This is a genomic window from Sphingomonas sp. Leaf357 (genome assembly GCF_001423845.1).
Lineage (GTDB): Bacteria > Pseudomonadota > Alphaproteobacteria > Sphingomonadales > Sphingomonadaceae > Sphingomonas.
In genome coordinates, this window is sequence record NZ_LMPM01000002.1 from 693,620 (window position 1) to 707,234 (window position 13,615).

The 13,615-nt window shown below is 67.0% G+C and carries 13 protein-coding genes; 10 read left to right on the top strand and 3 right to left on the bottom strand.

Features of this window, described 5'->3' with window-relative positions; all coding sequences use genetic code 11:
• Window positions 1-30: 30 nt before the first annotated feature.
• Genes ASG11_RS16275 through ASG11_RS16290 form a run of 4 tightly spaced genes read left to right on the top strand, consistent with a single transcriptional unit; the run spans window position 31 to window position 5,778 of the window.
• Complete coding sequence (locus ASG11_RS16275; RefSeq protein ID WP_055782475.1) at window positions 31-2,337, top strand: TonB-dependent receptor; 2,307 nt, start codon at window positions 31-33, stop codon at window positions 2,335-2,337.
• Window positions 2,334-3,284 (top strand): alpha/beta hydrolase, encoded by a 951-nt coding sequence (locus tag ASG11_RS16280; RefSeq protein ID WP_055782478.1) that lies wholly within the window; start codon window positions 2,334-2,336, stop codon window positions 3,282-3,284. The genes ASG11_RS16275 and ASG11_RS16280 overlap by 4 nt, the downstream gene beginning before the upstream one ends.
• Window positions 3,281-4,828, top strand: coding sequence for an alpha,alpha-trehalase TreF (treF, locus tag ASG11_RS16285; RefSeq protein WP_156363844.1), 1,548 nt, complete (start codon window positions 3,281-3,283; stop codon window positions 4,826-4,828). The genes ASG11_RS16280 and treF overlap by 4 nt, the downstream gene beginning before the upstream one ends.
• The gene (locus ASG11_RS16290; protein ID WP_082472893.1) at window positions 4,825-5,778 is read left to right on the top strand and encodes an alpha/beta hydrolase; all 954 of its coding nucleotides are present in this window, start codon (window positions 4,825-4,827) and stop codon (window positions 5,776-5,778) included. The genes treF and ASG11_RS16290 overlap by 4 nt, the downstream gene beginning before the upstream one ends.
• On the opposite strand, the gene ASG11_RS16295 is transcribed toward ASG11_RS16290, so the two are convergent.
• The gene (locus ASG11_RS16295) at window positions 5,779-6,747 is read right to left on the bottom strand and encodes a substrate-binding domain-containing protein (protein WP_168371756.1); all 969 of its coding nucleotides are present in this window, start codon (window positions 6,745-6,747) and stop codon (window positions 5,779-5,781) included.
• A 238-nt stretch (window positions 6,748-6,985) separates the two neighbouring features.
• Between ASG11_RS16295 and ASG11_RS16300 the strand changes: the two genes are divergently transcribed.
• From ASG11_RS16300 to ASG11_RS16310, 3 genes are all read left to right on the top strand, one after another.
• Complete coding sequence (locus ASG11_RS16300) at window positions 6,986-7,216, top strand: hypothetical protein (protein WP_055782487.1); 231 nt, start codon at window positions 6,986-6,988, stop codon at window positions 7,214-7,216.
• A 62-nt stretch (window positions 7,217-7,278) separates the two neighbouring features.
• On the top strand, window positions 7,279-7,623 hold the full coding sequence (locus ASG11_RS16305; protein ID WP_055782490.1) for a hypothetical protein: 345 nt from the start codon (window positions 7,279-7,281) through the stop codon (window positions 7,621-7,623).
• Between the two features lie 70 nt (window positions 7,624-7,693).
• Window positions 7,694-8,107, top strand: coding sequence for a hypothetical protein (locus ASG11_RS16310; protein ID WP_236697555.1), 414 nt, complete (start codon window positions 7,694-7,696; stop codon window positions 8,105-8,107).
• A 42-nt stretch (window positions 8,108-8,149) separates the two neighbouring features.
• On the opposite strand, the gene ASG11_RS16315 is transcribed toward ASG11_RS16310, so the two are convergent.
• Together ASG11_RS16315 and ASG11_RS16320 are read right to left on the bottom strand one after the other, a co-directional pair.
• Window positions 8,150-8,464, bottom strand: coding sequence for a hypothetical protein (locus ASG11_RS16315; RefSeq protein ID WP_055782494.1), 315 nt, complete (start codon window positions 8,462-8,464; stop codon window positions 8,150-8,152).
• A 57-nt stretch (window positions 8,465-8,521) separates the two neighbouring features.
• Complete coding sequence (locus tag ASG11_RS16320) at window positions 8,522-9,043, bottom strand: DUF1993 domain-containing protein (RefSeq protein WP_055782497.1); 522 nt, start codon at window positions 9,041-9,043, stop codon at window positions 8,522-8,524.
• Between the two features lie 170 nt (window positions 9,044-9,213).
• Between ASG11_RS16320 and ASG11_RS16325 the strand changes: the two genes are divergently transcribed.
• From ASG11_RS16325 to ASG11_RS16335, 3 genes are all read left to right on the top strand, one after another.
• Window positions 9,214-10,605, top strand: a complete 1,392-nt coding sequence (locus ASG11_RS16325) for a M20/M25/M40 family metallo-hydrolase (RefSeq protein WP_055782500.1) — start codon at window positions 9,214-9,216, stop codon at window positions 10,603-10,605.
• 1 nt (window position 10,606) lies between these two features.
• A complete protein-coding gene (locus ASG11_RS16330) occupies window positions 10,607-11,803 on the top strand; it encodes an aromatic ring-hydroxylating oxygenase subunit alpha (RefSeq protein ID WP_055782504.1) in 1,197 nt (398 codons plus the stop codon).
• 171 nt (window positions 11,804-11,974) lie between these two features.
• A complete protein-coding gene (locus ASG11_RS16335) occupies window positions 11,975-13,582 on the top strand; it encodes a phytoene desaturase family protein (protein ID WP_055782507.1) in 1,608 nt (535 codons plus the stop codon).
• Window positions 13,583-13,615 lie beyond the last annotated feature (33 nt).

The window sequence follows — 13,615 nt, forward strand, 5'->3', positions numbered from 1 at the left end:
AATCCGGCTCATTTGTAAGGGAGGATCATCATGCGTTCAGCACTCGCCATCGCGCTCGCCGTCGGCAGCAGCCTCGTGCCCGTCGGCGCGTTTGCGCAGACCGCGCCCGGCACCCCGCCCGAGACGACCGGCGGGCCGACGGCCGACACGCTTGGCGGCCTCGAAGACATCGTCGTCACCGCCCGCCGCCGCGAGGAGAATCTGCAGAACGTTCCGCTCGCGGTGACCGCCTTTTCGTCCGAGGCGCTGCAGCAGAAGGCGATCACCGACCGCACCTCGCTCGCCGATAATACGCCGTCGCTGTTCACGATCAACGGCGGCTACCCGCGCGAATTCGCCTTCTTCGCGCTTCGCGGACAGGGGCCGGCCTTCGGATCGACACCGGGCGTCGTCAATTATTTCGCCGAAGTGCCCAACTCGATCAACGTCGACGGGCGCGTCGGCACCTATTACGATCTCGCGAACGTCCAGGTCCTGGCCGGGCCGCAGGGCACCTTGTTCGGCAAGAACGCGACCGGCGGCAATATCCTGTTCGAACCGGCCAAGCCCGTGAACCGCGTCGAGGGATATGTCCGTGGCGAATACGGAAATTACAATGACCGCCGCATCGAAGGCGCGATCAACGTGCCGATCGTCGACGACACGGTCCTGCTGCGCGTCGCGGGCGAGATCGGACGTCGCGACGGCTACACCAAGGATGTCGGACCGAATTTCGCCGGCAAGGACTATGACAACCTGCGCTACGAAAGCGTCCGCGTCGGCCTGACGCTGAAGCCGGCCGAGGGGGTCGAGATCTATACCGTCGGGCGCTATTATCATTCCGACACCAATGGCGGCGGCACGGTGCTCGGCGCATTCAATCCTGCGGCGGGGTTCGACGGCACCGCGTTCGGCCTGGGCTTCATTCCGGTGGTGGGGTTCTTCCCGGCCGTCGCCACGGCGGTCGCCGAGCAACAGGCGCGCGGGCCGCGGCGCGTCGCCTATGATCTCAACCAGTTCTCCAAGACGGAATATTGGCAGGTGATCAACCAGGCCTCGATCGAGCTGAGCGACACGATCAAGCTGCGCAACATCATCAGCTATTCGCAGTTCCGCAACCGGTACGGCTATGATTACGACGCGACCGTCTTCCCGCTCGCCGGGCAAAGCTCGACCGCGTACCCGACCAACGCGCCGAACTATTTCACCGAGGAACTGCAACTGCAGGGCAGCGCGTTCGACAAGGCGGTCGATTTCTCGGTCGGCGGCTATCTCGATCGGCAAAGCTGGCACGATCCCGCCGGGATCGAGCAATTCTACCAATTCCCGGTCGGCACGCTGCTGCCGCCCGCCTCGGCCTTCTTCACGCAGACCAACCGCAGCAAGGCGGTGTTCGGTCAGGCGACGGTCGATCTCGGCCGGGTTTCGCCCGCGCTTACCGGTCTGAGCTTCACCGGCGGCCTGCGCTATACCTGGGAGCACAGCTTCACCGGCCAGAATATCGGCGGCCAGGTGGTGAACGGCGACGCCGACAGCGACTATCTGAGCTATACCGCGACGCTCGACTACGACCTGACGCGCGGGGTGCATGCCTACATCACGGCGCGCGACGCGTACAAATCGGGCGGCGTCAATGGTCCGGTACCGGTCACGTCGTCGTTCCGCACCTTCCCGCCCGAAAAGCTGTCGGACGTCGAGCTAGGGCTGAAATCGCAGTTCACCGTCGGCACGGTCGACATCCGGGCCAATCTCGCGGCGTATCGCGGCATCTACGGGAACATCCAGCGCACCACCGTCGAAACGATCAACACGGCGGCCGGACCGCTGCTACTGAACGTCACGCGCAGCGCGGCCAAGGGCAGGATCCAGGGCCTCGAGTTCAACGGCGCGATCGTTCCGGTGCGCGGGCTGACGATCAACGGCAGTTATTCGTATATCGACGCGAAATACACGCGCGTCACCGACGCGACCGCCGGCGCGATCCTCGCCGGATCGCCCTTCCCGTACACGCCGAAGCACAAGATCTCGATCGGCGGCAGCTACGAGGCTCCGCTCGGCAGAACCGGCGATCTCGTACTGTCGACCAACTACACGCGACAGACCAAGGTCTCGACCGCGCAGACCAATGCGTCCTTCTACCGCTTCCTGCCGGCGTACGGTGTCCTCAACGCAGGCCTCGATCTGCGTAACGCGTTCCGCTCGGGGCTCGACATCGGCGTGTTTGCGACCAACCTCACCAATGTCGAACGCCCGGTCGGCGTGCTCGACGGGTACAACACGTCGATCGGCGTCGTCGGCCTGACCTATACCGAGCCACGGATGTACGGCGTGCGCGTCGGATATCGGTTCGGAAAATGACCGCGATGCCGTACCAGCCGCCGTTCGCCGAAACCATCAGCGCTGCGGCCCGCGCGGTGATGACCCCGATGCTCGATCCCGCGGCCCAGCCCGCCGTGACGCCGGAAATGCTGCTCGATCCGGTCACGCGAGACTTTGTGCGCGCCGGCGCGAAGGCCATGCTCGAACCGATCGAGACGGCGCGCACCGCGCGGTACGGGGTGGAGATCGACGACGATGAGATGGGCGCGGTGCCGGTCAGGCTGGTGCGCAGGACCGGCACCGGATCCGGCGATCGTCTGCTGATCAATTTTCACGGCGGCGGGTTCGTCGTTGATTCCGGTTCGCTGACCGAATCCATCCCGATCGCCGGGCTGACCGGTGTCGCGGTGGCGACGGTCGATTACCGCCTGGCACCGGAACATCCGTTTCCCGCAGCGGTGGACGATGCGCTGGCGGTGTATCGCGATGCGCTGACGCGTTACGCGCCGTCAGCGATCGGCGTGTTCGGCACCTCGGCCGGAGCGATCCTCACGTTGCAATTGCTCGCACGGGCCAAGGCCGAGGGGCTGCCAATGCCGGCCGCGGCGGGGCTGTTCTCCGGGGCCGGAGACCTGTCGGTGGTCGGCGATTGCGAGGCGTATCTGCCGTCGTTGAGCGACGGGCGGCCATCGACCGACATCCTCGCCAGCTATTGCGCCGAAACCCCGCGCGGCGACGCACTGCTGTCGCCGATCCGCGGTGACCTGACCGGACTGCCGCCGATGCTGCTGATGGCCAGCACGCGCGACCAGTTGCTCAGCCACACGCTGATCGTCGATCGCGCGCTGCGCGCCGCCGGCGTGCCGGTCGATCTGCGCGTCTACGAAGGGATGATGCACGCATTCTGGGCGTGGATCGAATGTCCCGAGACGGACACGGCACTCGCCGCGCAGGCGGACTTCTTCGTGCGGCATCTGCCCGCATGACGGACTCCCCCGCGGCACGGCTCGGCGACCTGTTCGCACGCGTGCAGGACGGCAGCGTCCTGGCCGACGGCAAGACGTTCGTCGATGCGATCCCCAGGCGCGCGATCGAAGCGATCCTCGCCGACGCCGCCGGACTGCCCGACGACCGGGACGCGCTTCGACGCTTCGTCCTGGCCAATTTCGATCTGCCGATGCCGGTCGACGCGGTCGCGCCGCACACGCCCGGCCAACCGTTGCGCGCCTATATCCGGGCGATGTGGCCGGTCCTCGCACGCGAGCCGGTCGCGCCGGTCGCGGGTTCGTCCGCGCTTCCCATCGCCCACCGCCATGTCGTACCCGGCGGGCGCTTCCGCGAAATCTATTATTGGGACAGCTATTTCACGATGCTCGGCCTGATACGCGACGGCCAGCGCGCGCTGGCCGAGGGGTTGGTCGATGCGATGACCGACCTGATCGAGCTTCACGGATATGTACCCAACGGCACCCGCAGCTATTATCTCGGCCGGTCGCAACCGCCGCTTTATTATCTGATGGTCGGACTGCTCGATGACGCACCCCCTGCGGTCGCGGCACGGCGGCTCGCCGCGATGAAGCGCGAACATGCCTGGTGGACCGCCGGAGCCGACGATCTGCCGAGCGAGCAGCGCCACGGGCACGTCGCGCGGCTGCGCGATGCCAGCCTGCTCAACCGCTATTGGGACGCGCAGGACACGCCGCGCGACGAAAGCTGGCGCGAGGACCGCGTGACTGCGCAGGGCAGCGATCGCACATCGCACGCCGTCTACCGCGATCTGCGCGCCGGGGCGGAAAGCGGCTGGGATTTTTCGTCGCGCTGGCTGGACGGCGCGGCTTTATCGTCGATCCGCACCACGGGGATCGCGCCGGTCGATCTCAACGCCTTCCTCTATGGCCTGGAAACCGCGATCGCCGGCGGCGGCGATTCCGAAGCCGCATCCTATGCCGCGCGCGCGGAGCGGCGGCGCAGCGCGATGCACGCCCATCTGTGGCATGACGCGGCCGGGCACTTCGCCGACTATGATCTCGATGCCGAGACGATCCGGCCCCAGCCGACCGCGGCGGCGCTCGCGCCCTTGTTCGTCGGGCTGGCGACGCCGCGACAGGCGGCGGACACGGCACGGTTCGTCGAGAGGGTGTTGCTCGCGCCTGGCGGCCTGCGCACCACCTGCATCGAAAGCGGCGAGCAATGGGACAGCCCGAACGGTTGGGCACCGTTGCAGTGGATCGCGATCCAGGGGCTGTGCCGCTACGGGCACCACGGGCTGGCGCGCGAAATATCGGAGCGCTGGATCGCCACGGTCGAGGCGACCTATCGCAGCACCGGCCTCGTGCACGAGAAATACGATATCGAGACCGGGGCGATCGGTCGCGGCGGCGAATATGTGCCGCAGATCGGGTTCGGCTGGACCAACGGCGTGACCGCGTCGTTGATCGATCGGATCTGGGACGACGCGACATCGTCCGGTGATCCGCCGCCCGGCCGCCCCGCCACCTCCACACCCAAGCACACCGGCAGCCGCACATGACCCGACCGATCGCCCCCACTCCGCCGCCGCTCGCCCGCTGGGTGAGCGCCGAAGCCGGTCGCCTGTTCGCCGAGCAGGTCGTCGGTGCCGTCGCGCCGGTCGGGGATCTCGACGCGACGCGCGCCCATTACGATGCGATCAACCGCGCCCGGTTGGACGTCGCGCTCGACGCCTTCCCGGTGGAGATCGAGCGCGGCACGCTCGGCGGGGTCCCCGTGGATACCGTCATCCCCCGGGGCGGGGCGACGAGCGACGTTGCCCTGCTATGCCTCCATGGCGGCGCGTTCATGTGGGGTGCGGGTGCCGGTGCCCTGATCGAAGCCGTGCCGATCGCCGCGATCACCGGCTATACCGTGATCGCGGTCGACTATCGGCTCGCGCCCGAACATCTCTTCCCCGCCGCGGTCGACGACGTGCTGGCCTGCTATTCGGCGCTGCTCGAAACGCGGCCGGCGACAGCGATCGGCGTGTACGGCTGCTCCGCCGGCGGCATGCTCGGCGCGCAGTTGGTGGCACGGCTGATCGGCGATGGGACCGCATTGCCCGGCGCGCTCGTCATGCTGCATGCCACGGGGCTGGAACTGGGCGGCGATTCGCTCGCGCTGGCGGCGACGTTCAACGGCGTGCGGGAGGAGGACATCGTGCCGAGCCTGCATAGCCTGCCGTTCCTCGAGGCGACCGACCCCAATGATCCGCTGGTCTTCCCGGGCGAGCATCGCGACGTGCTCGCAGCCTTCCCGCCCTCACTGCTGATCAGCGGCACGCGCGATTTCGCCGCCGGCTCGATCGCGACGATGCATCGGCGGTTGATCGCGGCGGGCGCTTCGGCGGATCTCGCGATGTTCGACGGCATGTGGCACGCGCATCATGTCGATACCGAGCTGCCCGAGGCGCGCGAGACGTTCGCGATCATGGCGCGCTTTTTCGCGCGGCACGTGTCGCGAAGCTGATCAGCCGACCGTCGATTCCCGGACGACCAGGTCGACCGGCAGCCGATTGGTTACCCCGCCCTCTCGCTCGCCGAGCTTGATCAGCAGCGCCTCGGCCAGCGCCCGGCCGGCACCGTGCCAGTCCTGCCGGATCGAACTGATCGGCGGACGGTGGTTGGCGGCCACCGCGATATCGTCGAACCCGATCACCGCGACGTCGCCCGGGATGGCGATACCCCCGGCGATCAGCGTGTCGCACGCGCCGGCGGCGATATAGTCGCTGACCGCGATGACCGCGTCGAACCGGGTGCCGGCCGCCAGTTCGCGCTCGATCGCCGCCGCCCCGCTCACGCGCGAGAAATCGCATTGCGCGACCGCGACGAGCATCGCCTCGCTCGAGGCGAGCAGGTCGCGCACGCCGTCCAGCCGGCTCGCCACTTCCGGATGCGTCGGATCGCCGAGGAACAATATCCGCCGTCGACCGGTCGCGACGAGATGATCCGCGGCGAGCCGCCCGCCCAGGCGGTTGTCGCTGCCGATCACGTTCGGATCGTCGCGATCCGCGGCGCCCCAGGTGACCATCGGCAGCCCGAACGCGGCGACCTCGCCGACACGCGCGCCCTCATTGCCCTGCCCGATCATGATGATGCCGTCGGCAGCGGTACCGAGCGCGCCGAGAAAATGGTCGCGCGTCGTCACCAGCATCGCATGATCGGCCGGGGTCAGCACCTCGAGCAGCCCGCCCAGCAGCAACAGCAGGATCGGATCGGCGATCGGCCGGTCGCCGTCGATCAGTTTCTCGACCACCACCGCGACCGTCCGGCTACGCCGCGTGCGCAGGTTGCGCGCGGCGACGTTGAGCCGATAACCGGCATCGCGCGCGACCGCGACGATCCGCTCCCGCACTTCCGGCCTCACCAGCGAACTGCCGTTCAACGCGCGCGACACCGTGATCTTGGACACGCCTGCCAATTCCGCGATCGCAGCCATGGTCGGGCGGCCCGCTGGGTCTGGTCCGGTCTTCATCATGACCGGGTACATCGCCAGCGCCGGGGATGCAGCAAAATTTCGAGGCCGCGACCCACGATGCCGGCGGAACCCGATCGCCGACACAGCCGGGGCTCACGCTCATGGACCGCGCTGAAGAGCATTGCGATCGCCGGCAGCGGGCGGATCGCTACCGACGTGACGACTTGCGCCAGAAGAACGGGAATGCTGATAGCCTCCGATGACCACCGGCCAGCTTCACACCCTGCTCATCGCCCGACTGACGCGCACGTCCGGCGGCACGGCACGGGGTTGGCGCATCGCGCTTGGGCCGATCAAGGTGCGGTCCGCCGCCACGCACGTTCATTGCAACTGGGAAGTCGAACCGTCGGGCACGGAGCGCGAAATCGCCGCGATCGAACGCCTGCTCGACCAGGTACGGCTCGATCACCCGCTCGTCACGATCGACTGACCGACTTCGCTCGCCGATACGGGCATGCGGACCCACAATCGGGCCGGCGCGTTGACGGCGCGATGGCTCACGATTCCAACATCATCCTCTGCGACGGCCCGGACAGCGCCCACGCCTTCGACAACATCGCGGTGAAGCCCCGCAACGGCGCGCTCGATGCGAAATGCCCGGTCTGCCACGGCTTCGGCGAGTGGAATGCGGAGATCGATCTGGCGAGCTTCCGCTGCAAGCGCCATATCTGCGATCACTGCCACGGCGCGGGCTGGATCGAGACCGGCACCGATCCCGTCGGCTTCCCGGACATCGAATTGTCGCCCGACGGCCATCCGCACTGGGTGGTCAATTACGTCCCACGCAACGATGTGGCGGACGACGACCCGTCCGGCGGCAACCTGCTCGCGTCATGAGCCGGTACGGTCGGCACGGCGCCCCGACATCTTGTTTTGCAGTCCGGCGTATCCGGGGTAAGACGAGCGCATGAACCGTTCCAAGCCATCGCATCGTCATCGCCTTCCGCTGGCCATCGCCCTGGTCGCGGGTGCGATCGGCTGGTCGGGCACGGCCTCGGCCCAGGACATGCCGGCACCGACGCCCTCGCAGGCGGTGCCGCCGCCCGCCAGCGACGCGATTCGCCTGAGCGACGCGGAACGCAATGCGATCCTTGACAGCAACACCGTCGAAAGCGCCGCCGTGGCGCGGGGCGAACTGGGGAAGTCGGGCCTCGCCAAGCTCGGCATCCACGGCGAGATGGGCGTCATGGTCGGATCGAACGGCACGCGCGGCATCTATGGCGTGGCCGAGATCCCGCTCGGTGAAAGCGCCAGCGCGGTCGTCTCGTTCGAATCCAGCCGCTTCGGCGGGTACCGGCGCCGGTCCTACACCGCCCCCTGAGCGCCGGCGGTTACGTCGCGCCGGCGCGAACGCCCGCCGTCGTCAGCAGTCCTTCAGGCCGTAACGCTTCCACGACACATCGGAGCGCACCCCTGCCTTCGCCTTGATCAGCGTGCAGGCCAGGTCGCGCTGATCCGGCAGCGTGCACTTCGCGACGATGAACGGCCCCTCGTTGCCGGCGGGCAGGCAGGACACTTTCTTGCCCATCGTCAGCCCCGCCAGCACGCCGCGCGCCTTTTTCGGCACGAGCGCGCCCGTTTCCAGCCCGGCGATGCGAATGCTGGTCTTGTCGCTGCACAGGATCGTCGTGCCATCCGGCACGGAAGCGACGAGACACAGGATCGTGGCTGCCATCATGATACATCGTCCTCGATATCGGCGCGCGCGGCACCGTGGTGAAAATCTCCGGAGCGGCTAGCGCTTGATCCGCGGCCGGCCCATGAAGTCCTGCTTGCCCAGCTTCACGCCCTGCGCCCGCAGGATGGCGTACGCCGTCGTCGCATGGAAATAGAAGTTCGGCTGCGAGAAAGAGAGCAGGAAGTTCGCGCCGGTGAACGGCAGGATCGTCTCGCCGAACGCGAATTGCGTATCGCTGTCCGCCAAGGCGTCGACGCTTTCGCGCTCCAGCCCCTTCAGATCGGCGATCGCTCCCTGCAGCACGCCGTGCAGCCCGGCAAAGTCGGTCGGCCAGGCCGACCGGTCCGGCGAGAAGCTGCCCGCCTTCACGCCGTCGATCCCGCCTACCGAATGCGCTGCGCAGGATTTCACCTGATAGCCGAACGGCAGCATGTCCGGCGCGAGCCGGGCATCGATCAGCTCCGCTTCCGCCCGGCCCTGCTCGACGCAGAACGCCTGCGCCTTGTCGAGCAACGCATCCACCGCACCCAATATCTGCAGGTTGGACGGAACGACGGCATCGTAGAGGGAAAACGGCATGATCCTGCTCCGGTTATTTTCTGGAGCTTATGCCTGCCCTTTACCACCACGTCCACGCGAACGTCGCAATCGGCTCCGTGCTACGGAGCGGAACGAACGCTATTTCTGCCGAGACAAGGCCCGCGCCGCGCTCTAGCCTGCTCGCCGATCTTTCGGGAAGGTGACGACACATGCGGCGACTGGCTTTGGCGACGGCGATCTTGGCGCTCATCTCCGGCAGCGCGCACGCCGCCGACACCGCCAGCCCCGCCGCGCAGGCGCAGGCGCTGGAGATCGCCAAGCGCGCCATCGCCTTCCGCACGGTCACCGGCCCCGGCAACCAGACCCCGCAGCTCGCCGCGTATCTCAAATCGGTGCTGGTCGCCGGCGGGTTCGCCGATGCCGATATCAGCATCACGCCTGTGGACGACACCGCCTATCTGATCGCGCGCTGGCGCGGCAGCGATGCGAAGCTGAAGCCGCTCGTCATCTCCGGCCATATCGACGTGGTCGAGGCGAAACCGGCCGATTGGCAGCGCGATCCGTTCACGCCGGTGGTCGAGAACGGCTATCTCTACGGGCGCGGCGCGACCGACATGAAGCTCGACGCCGCGCTCGCCATGGCCGCTCTGCTGCAACTCAAGAAGGACGGCTACACGCCGCGCCGCGACATCGTCCTCGAATTTTCGGGCGACGAGGAAACCGCGATGAAGACGTCGGCGCTGATCGCCGAGCAATTGAAGGACGCCGATATCGTCCTCAACATCGACGGCGGCGGCGGCGCGCTGGACGAGACGACCGGCAAGCCGCTCTACTGGACGTGGAACGGCGCCGAGAAGACCTATGCCGATTTCGAACTGACCGTCACCAATCCCGGCGGCCATTCCTCCGCCCCGCGCAAGGACAATGCCATCGTCCAGCTGTCGCGCGCGCTGGACAGGATAGGCGCGTACCAGTTCAAGCCCGAGGTCAGCGACCTGACCCGCACCTATTTCGCCACCGCCGCGAAATACGAACAGCCCGCCATTGCCGCCGCGATGAAGGCGTTCGCCGCCAATCCGGAGGACAAGGCCGCGATCGCCACGCTCACCGCCGATCCCGGCTTTATCGGCAAGATCGGCACGACCTGCGTCGCGACGATGGTGAATGGCGGCCACGCGCTCAACGCCTTGCCACAGCGCGCCAGCGCAAACATCAACTGCCGCATCTTCCCCGGCCATCAGCCCGCCGCGATCATGGCCGAACTGGAAAAGGTCGCCGCCGATCCCGCGGTCAAATTCAAGAACGTCACCGAAGGCGCGGTACCGAACGACGCCTCGCCGATGCGCGCGGATTTCGTGGCGGCGGTGCAGGCGGCGATGGGCAAGATCCATCCCGGCGTGCCGGTGTTCCCCAGCATGGCGTCGGGCGCGAGCGACAGCATGTGGTTCCGCTATCACAAGGTGCCGAGCTACGGTGCCAGCCCGGTCTTCATCAAGGGATCGGACGATTTCAGCCACGGCCTGAACGAACGAACGCCGGTCAACAACGTCGCGCCGGCGATCACCTATTATCTGTCGCTGTTCCGGGCGCTGTCGAAATAACATGGCGCACCGCGCACCCGATCTCCTGCCGGACACCGATCCCCCAGCCGATCCCGACGCCGACTGGAGCCTGCCCGGCTGGCTCTATACCGATGCGGAATATTTCGACGTCGAGGTCGCACGAATCCTCCGCCCGTCCTGGCAGATCGTCTGCCACGTCGGCGACATCCCAACGCCCGGCGATTACCACACGCTGGAGTATATCGGCGAAAGCGTCGTCGCCATACGCGGCGAGGACGATCGGGTCCGCGCCTTCGCCAATGTCTGCCGCCACCGCGCGATGCGGCTGGTCGAAGGCCCGGCGGGCTGCGCGAAGAAGCTGGTCTGCCCCTATCACGCCTGGGCCTATGAACTCGACGGCCGCCTGACCGGCGTGCCGATGCGCAAGGATTATCCCGCGCTGGACATGGGCAAGATGGGCCTGGTCCCGGTCGGCGTCGAAATCTGGAACGGCTTCGTCTTCGTCCGCCTCAAGGATGACGGAGGCCCCTCGGTCGCCGCGATGATGGGCCCCTATACCTCCGAGATCGCGCCCTATCGCTTCGACGATCTGCGCGCGATCGCCCCGGTCCGCACGCGCACCCGCGCGGTCAACTGGAAGAATGTCGGCGACAATTATTCCGACAATCTTCACATCCCCGTCGCCCATGCCGGCCTCACCCGCCTGTTCGGCAAGAGCTACGCGATCGAGGCCGCGCCTTATGTCGACAAGATGTCGGGCTATCTAGGCGATCGGCCCTCCGCCGATCCGTGGGAGCGGATCTATCAGACGCACCTGCCGCGCGCGGAGCATCTGCCGGAAAGCCATCAGAAGCTCTGGCTCTATTACAAGCTGTGGCCGAACATGGCGTTCGACATCTACCCCGATCAGGTCGATTTCATGCAATGGCTGCCGCTCACGCCGACGACATCGCTGCTGCGCGAGATGACCTTCGCGCTGCCCGACGACCGGCGCGAGATGAAAATCGTGCGCTACGCCAACTGGCGCATCAACCGCACCGTCAATGCCGAGGACACCTGGCTGATCGAACGCGTGCAGCAAGGCATGGCCAGCCACGCATATGAGGTCGGCCCGATCGGCCGCAGCGAAGTGTGCCTGCGCAGCTTCGCCCGCAAGATTCGCGAGCGGATCCCGGAGGCAAGGCTGCACCGTGCGCCGCAAGCCGGGTGGAGCAAGCGGCCAAGGGCGTTGGAATAACCCCGCCGCTCGTCCCGAGTAGCCATCGAGTAGCCCGCAGGGCGTATCGAGAGGGGCGTATCGAAGGACGGGTTCGGGGCAGCAACGGTGCTTCGATACGAGCCCTCGATACGGCCTTCGGCCTACTCGGTCTCTACTCGGCACGAACGGTCTTTTTGGGGTTGAGCGAACATGACCAAATCCTACGACGCACTCATCATCGGCGGCGGCCATAACGGCCTGGTCTGCGCCTTCTACCTCGCCCGCGCAGGTCTCAAGGTGCGCGTGCTCGAACGCCGCCACATCGTCGGCGGCGCGGCCGTCACCGAGGAATTCCACCCCGGCTTCCGCAATTCCACCGCCAGCTACACCGTCAGCCTGCTCCGCCCCAAGGTGATCCGGGACATGCGGCTGCACGAACGCGGCTGGCGCATCATCGAGCGCACGATCAGCAACTTCTTCCCGCATGACGACGGCTATCTGAAGCTCGGCGGCGGACAGGCGCGCACCCAGGCCGAATTCGCCCGCTTCTCCCCGAAGGACGCCGAGACCTTCCCCCGATACGAGGAAGCGCTGGAACAGGTCGCCGCCGTGCTGCGCGACATGGCGCTGAAGACTCCGCCAAACGCCGGCGGAGGCCTGCGCGCGCTGATCGCCGCCGCCGCCCAGGGCAAGCGCCTTGCCGGTATGAGCATCGAGGCGCAGCGCGACGTGATGGACCTGTTCGTCAAATCGGCGCGCGGCTTCCTCGACAGCTGGTACGAGAATCCCTTCATCAAGGCCGCGTTCGGTTTCGACGCGGTGGTCGGCAACTATGCCAGTCCCGATACGCCGGGCAGCGCCTATGTGCTGCTGCATCACGTCTTCGGCGAGGTGAACGGCAAATACGGCGCCTGGGGCCACAGCGTCGGCGGCATGGGCGCGATCAGCGATTACATGGCCGAGGCGTGCATCGAGGCCGGCGTGGAGATCAGCCTCGAAGCCCCGGTCGCCCGCGTGCTGGTGGACGGCAAGAAGGCCGTCGGCGTCGTGCTGGAATCGGGCGAGCAGATCGCCGCGAAGATCGTCGCCGCCAATGTCGGCCCGGCCTTGCTGTTCCGCCGGTTGGTGGACCGCGCCGACATGACGCCCGAATTCGCCCGCCGCATGGACAATTTCAAGGCCGGCTCGGGCACCTTCCGCATGAACGTCGCGCTCAGCGAACTGCCCGATTTCAGCGTCCTGCCCGGCGCGGTGAAGGCCGAACATCACACCGCCGGAATCATCATCTCGCCCACGCTCGATTACATGGACCAGGCCTTCACCGACGCGAAGGCGTTCGGCTGGTCGAAAGATCCGATCGTCGAGATGAAGCTGCCGACGTCGGTGGACGACAGCCTCGCCCCGCCCGGCCGGCACATCGCCAGCCTGTTCTGCCAGCAATTCGCGCCCGTGCTCCCCGACGGCCGTTCATGGGACGACGAGCGCGAGGCGGCGGCGGACAAGATCATCGATACGGTGACGCGCCACGCGCCCAATTTCCGCAGGTCGATCATCGCCACGCAGATCCACTCGCCGCTCGATCTGGAGCGCAAGTTCGGCCTGATCGGCGGCGACATCATGCACGGCCATATGAGCCTCGATCAGCTCTGGGCCGCGCGACCGGTCCTCGGCCACGGCGATTATCGCAGCCCGATCAAGGGCCTCTACATGTGCGGCGCGGGCACGCATCCCGGCGGCGGCGTGACGGGCGCGCCGGGGCATAATGCGGCGCACGAGATACTGCGGGACAGGAGTTTGCTGGGACGGGTTTTTGGTTAGAGAAGGATAACGTTAGGTTGAACACCCGCTCTC

What these genes read in the sequence shown, in the direction of transcription:
- treF (WP_156363844.1), top strand. Translation starts at nt 3,281, where the DNA reads ATGACGGACTCCCCCGCGGCACGGCTCGGCGACCTGTTCGCACGCGTG.
- ASG11_RS16290 (WP_082472893.1), top strand. Translation starts at nt 4,825, where the DNA reads ATGACCCGACCGATCGCCCCCACTCCGCCGCCGCTCGCCCGCTGGGTG.
- ASG11_RS16300 (WP_055782487.1), top strand. Translation starts at nt 6,986, where the DNA reads ATGACCACCGGCCAGCTTCACACCCTGCTCATCGCCCGACTGACGCGC.
- ASG11_RS16280 (WP_055782478.1), top strand. Translation starts at nt 2,334, where the DNA reads ATGACCGCGATGCCGTACCAGCCGCCGTTCGCCGAAACCATCAGCGCT.
- ASG11_RS16315 (WP_055782494.1), bottom strand. Translation starts at nt 8,464, where the DNA reads ATGATGGCAGCCACGATCCTGTGTCTCGTCGCTTCCGTGCCGGATGGC.
- ASG11_RS16325 (WP_055782500.1), top strand. Translation starts at nt 9,214, where the DNA reads ATGCGGCGACTGGCTTTGGCGACGGCGATCTTGGCGCTCATCTCCGGC.
- ASG11_RS16320 (WP_055782497.1), bottom strand. Translation starts at nt 9,043, where the DNA reads ATGCCGTTTTCCCTCTACGATGCCGTCGTTCCGTCCAACCTGCAGATA.
- ASG11_RS16330 (WP_055782504.1), top strand. Translation starts at nt 10,607, where the DNA reads ATGGCGCACCGCGCACCCGATCTCCTGCCGGACACCGATCCCCCAGCC.
- ASG11_RS16275 (WP_055782475.1), top strand. Translation starts at nt 31, where the DNA reads ATGCGTTCAGCACTCGCCATCGCGCTCGCCGTCGGCAGCAGCCTCGTG.
- ASG11_RS16335 (WP_055782507.1), top strand. Translation starts at nt 11,975, where the DNA reads ATGACCAAATCCTACGACGCACTCATCATCGGCGGCGGCCATAACGGC.
- ASG11_RS16305 (WP_055782490.1), top strand. Translation starts at nt 7,279, where the DNA reads ATGGCTCACGATTCCAACATCATCCTCTGCGACGGCCCGGACAGCGCC.
- ASG11_RS16310 (WP_236697555.1), top strand. Translation starts at nt 7,694, where the DNA reads ATGAACCGTTCCAAGCCATCGCATCGTCATCGCCTTCCGCTGGCCATC.
- ASG11_RS16295 (WP_168371756.1), bottom strand. Translation starts at nt 6,747, where the DNA reads ATGGCTGCGATCGCGGAATTGGCAGGCGTGTCCAAGATCACGGTGTCG.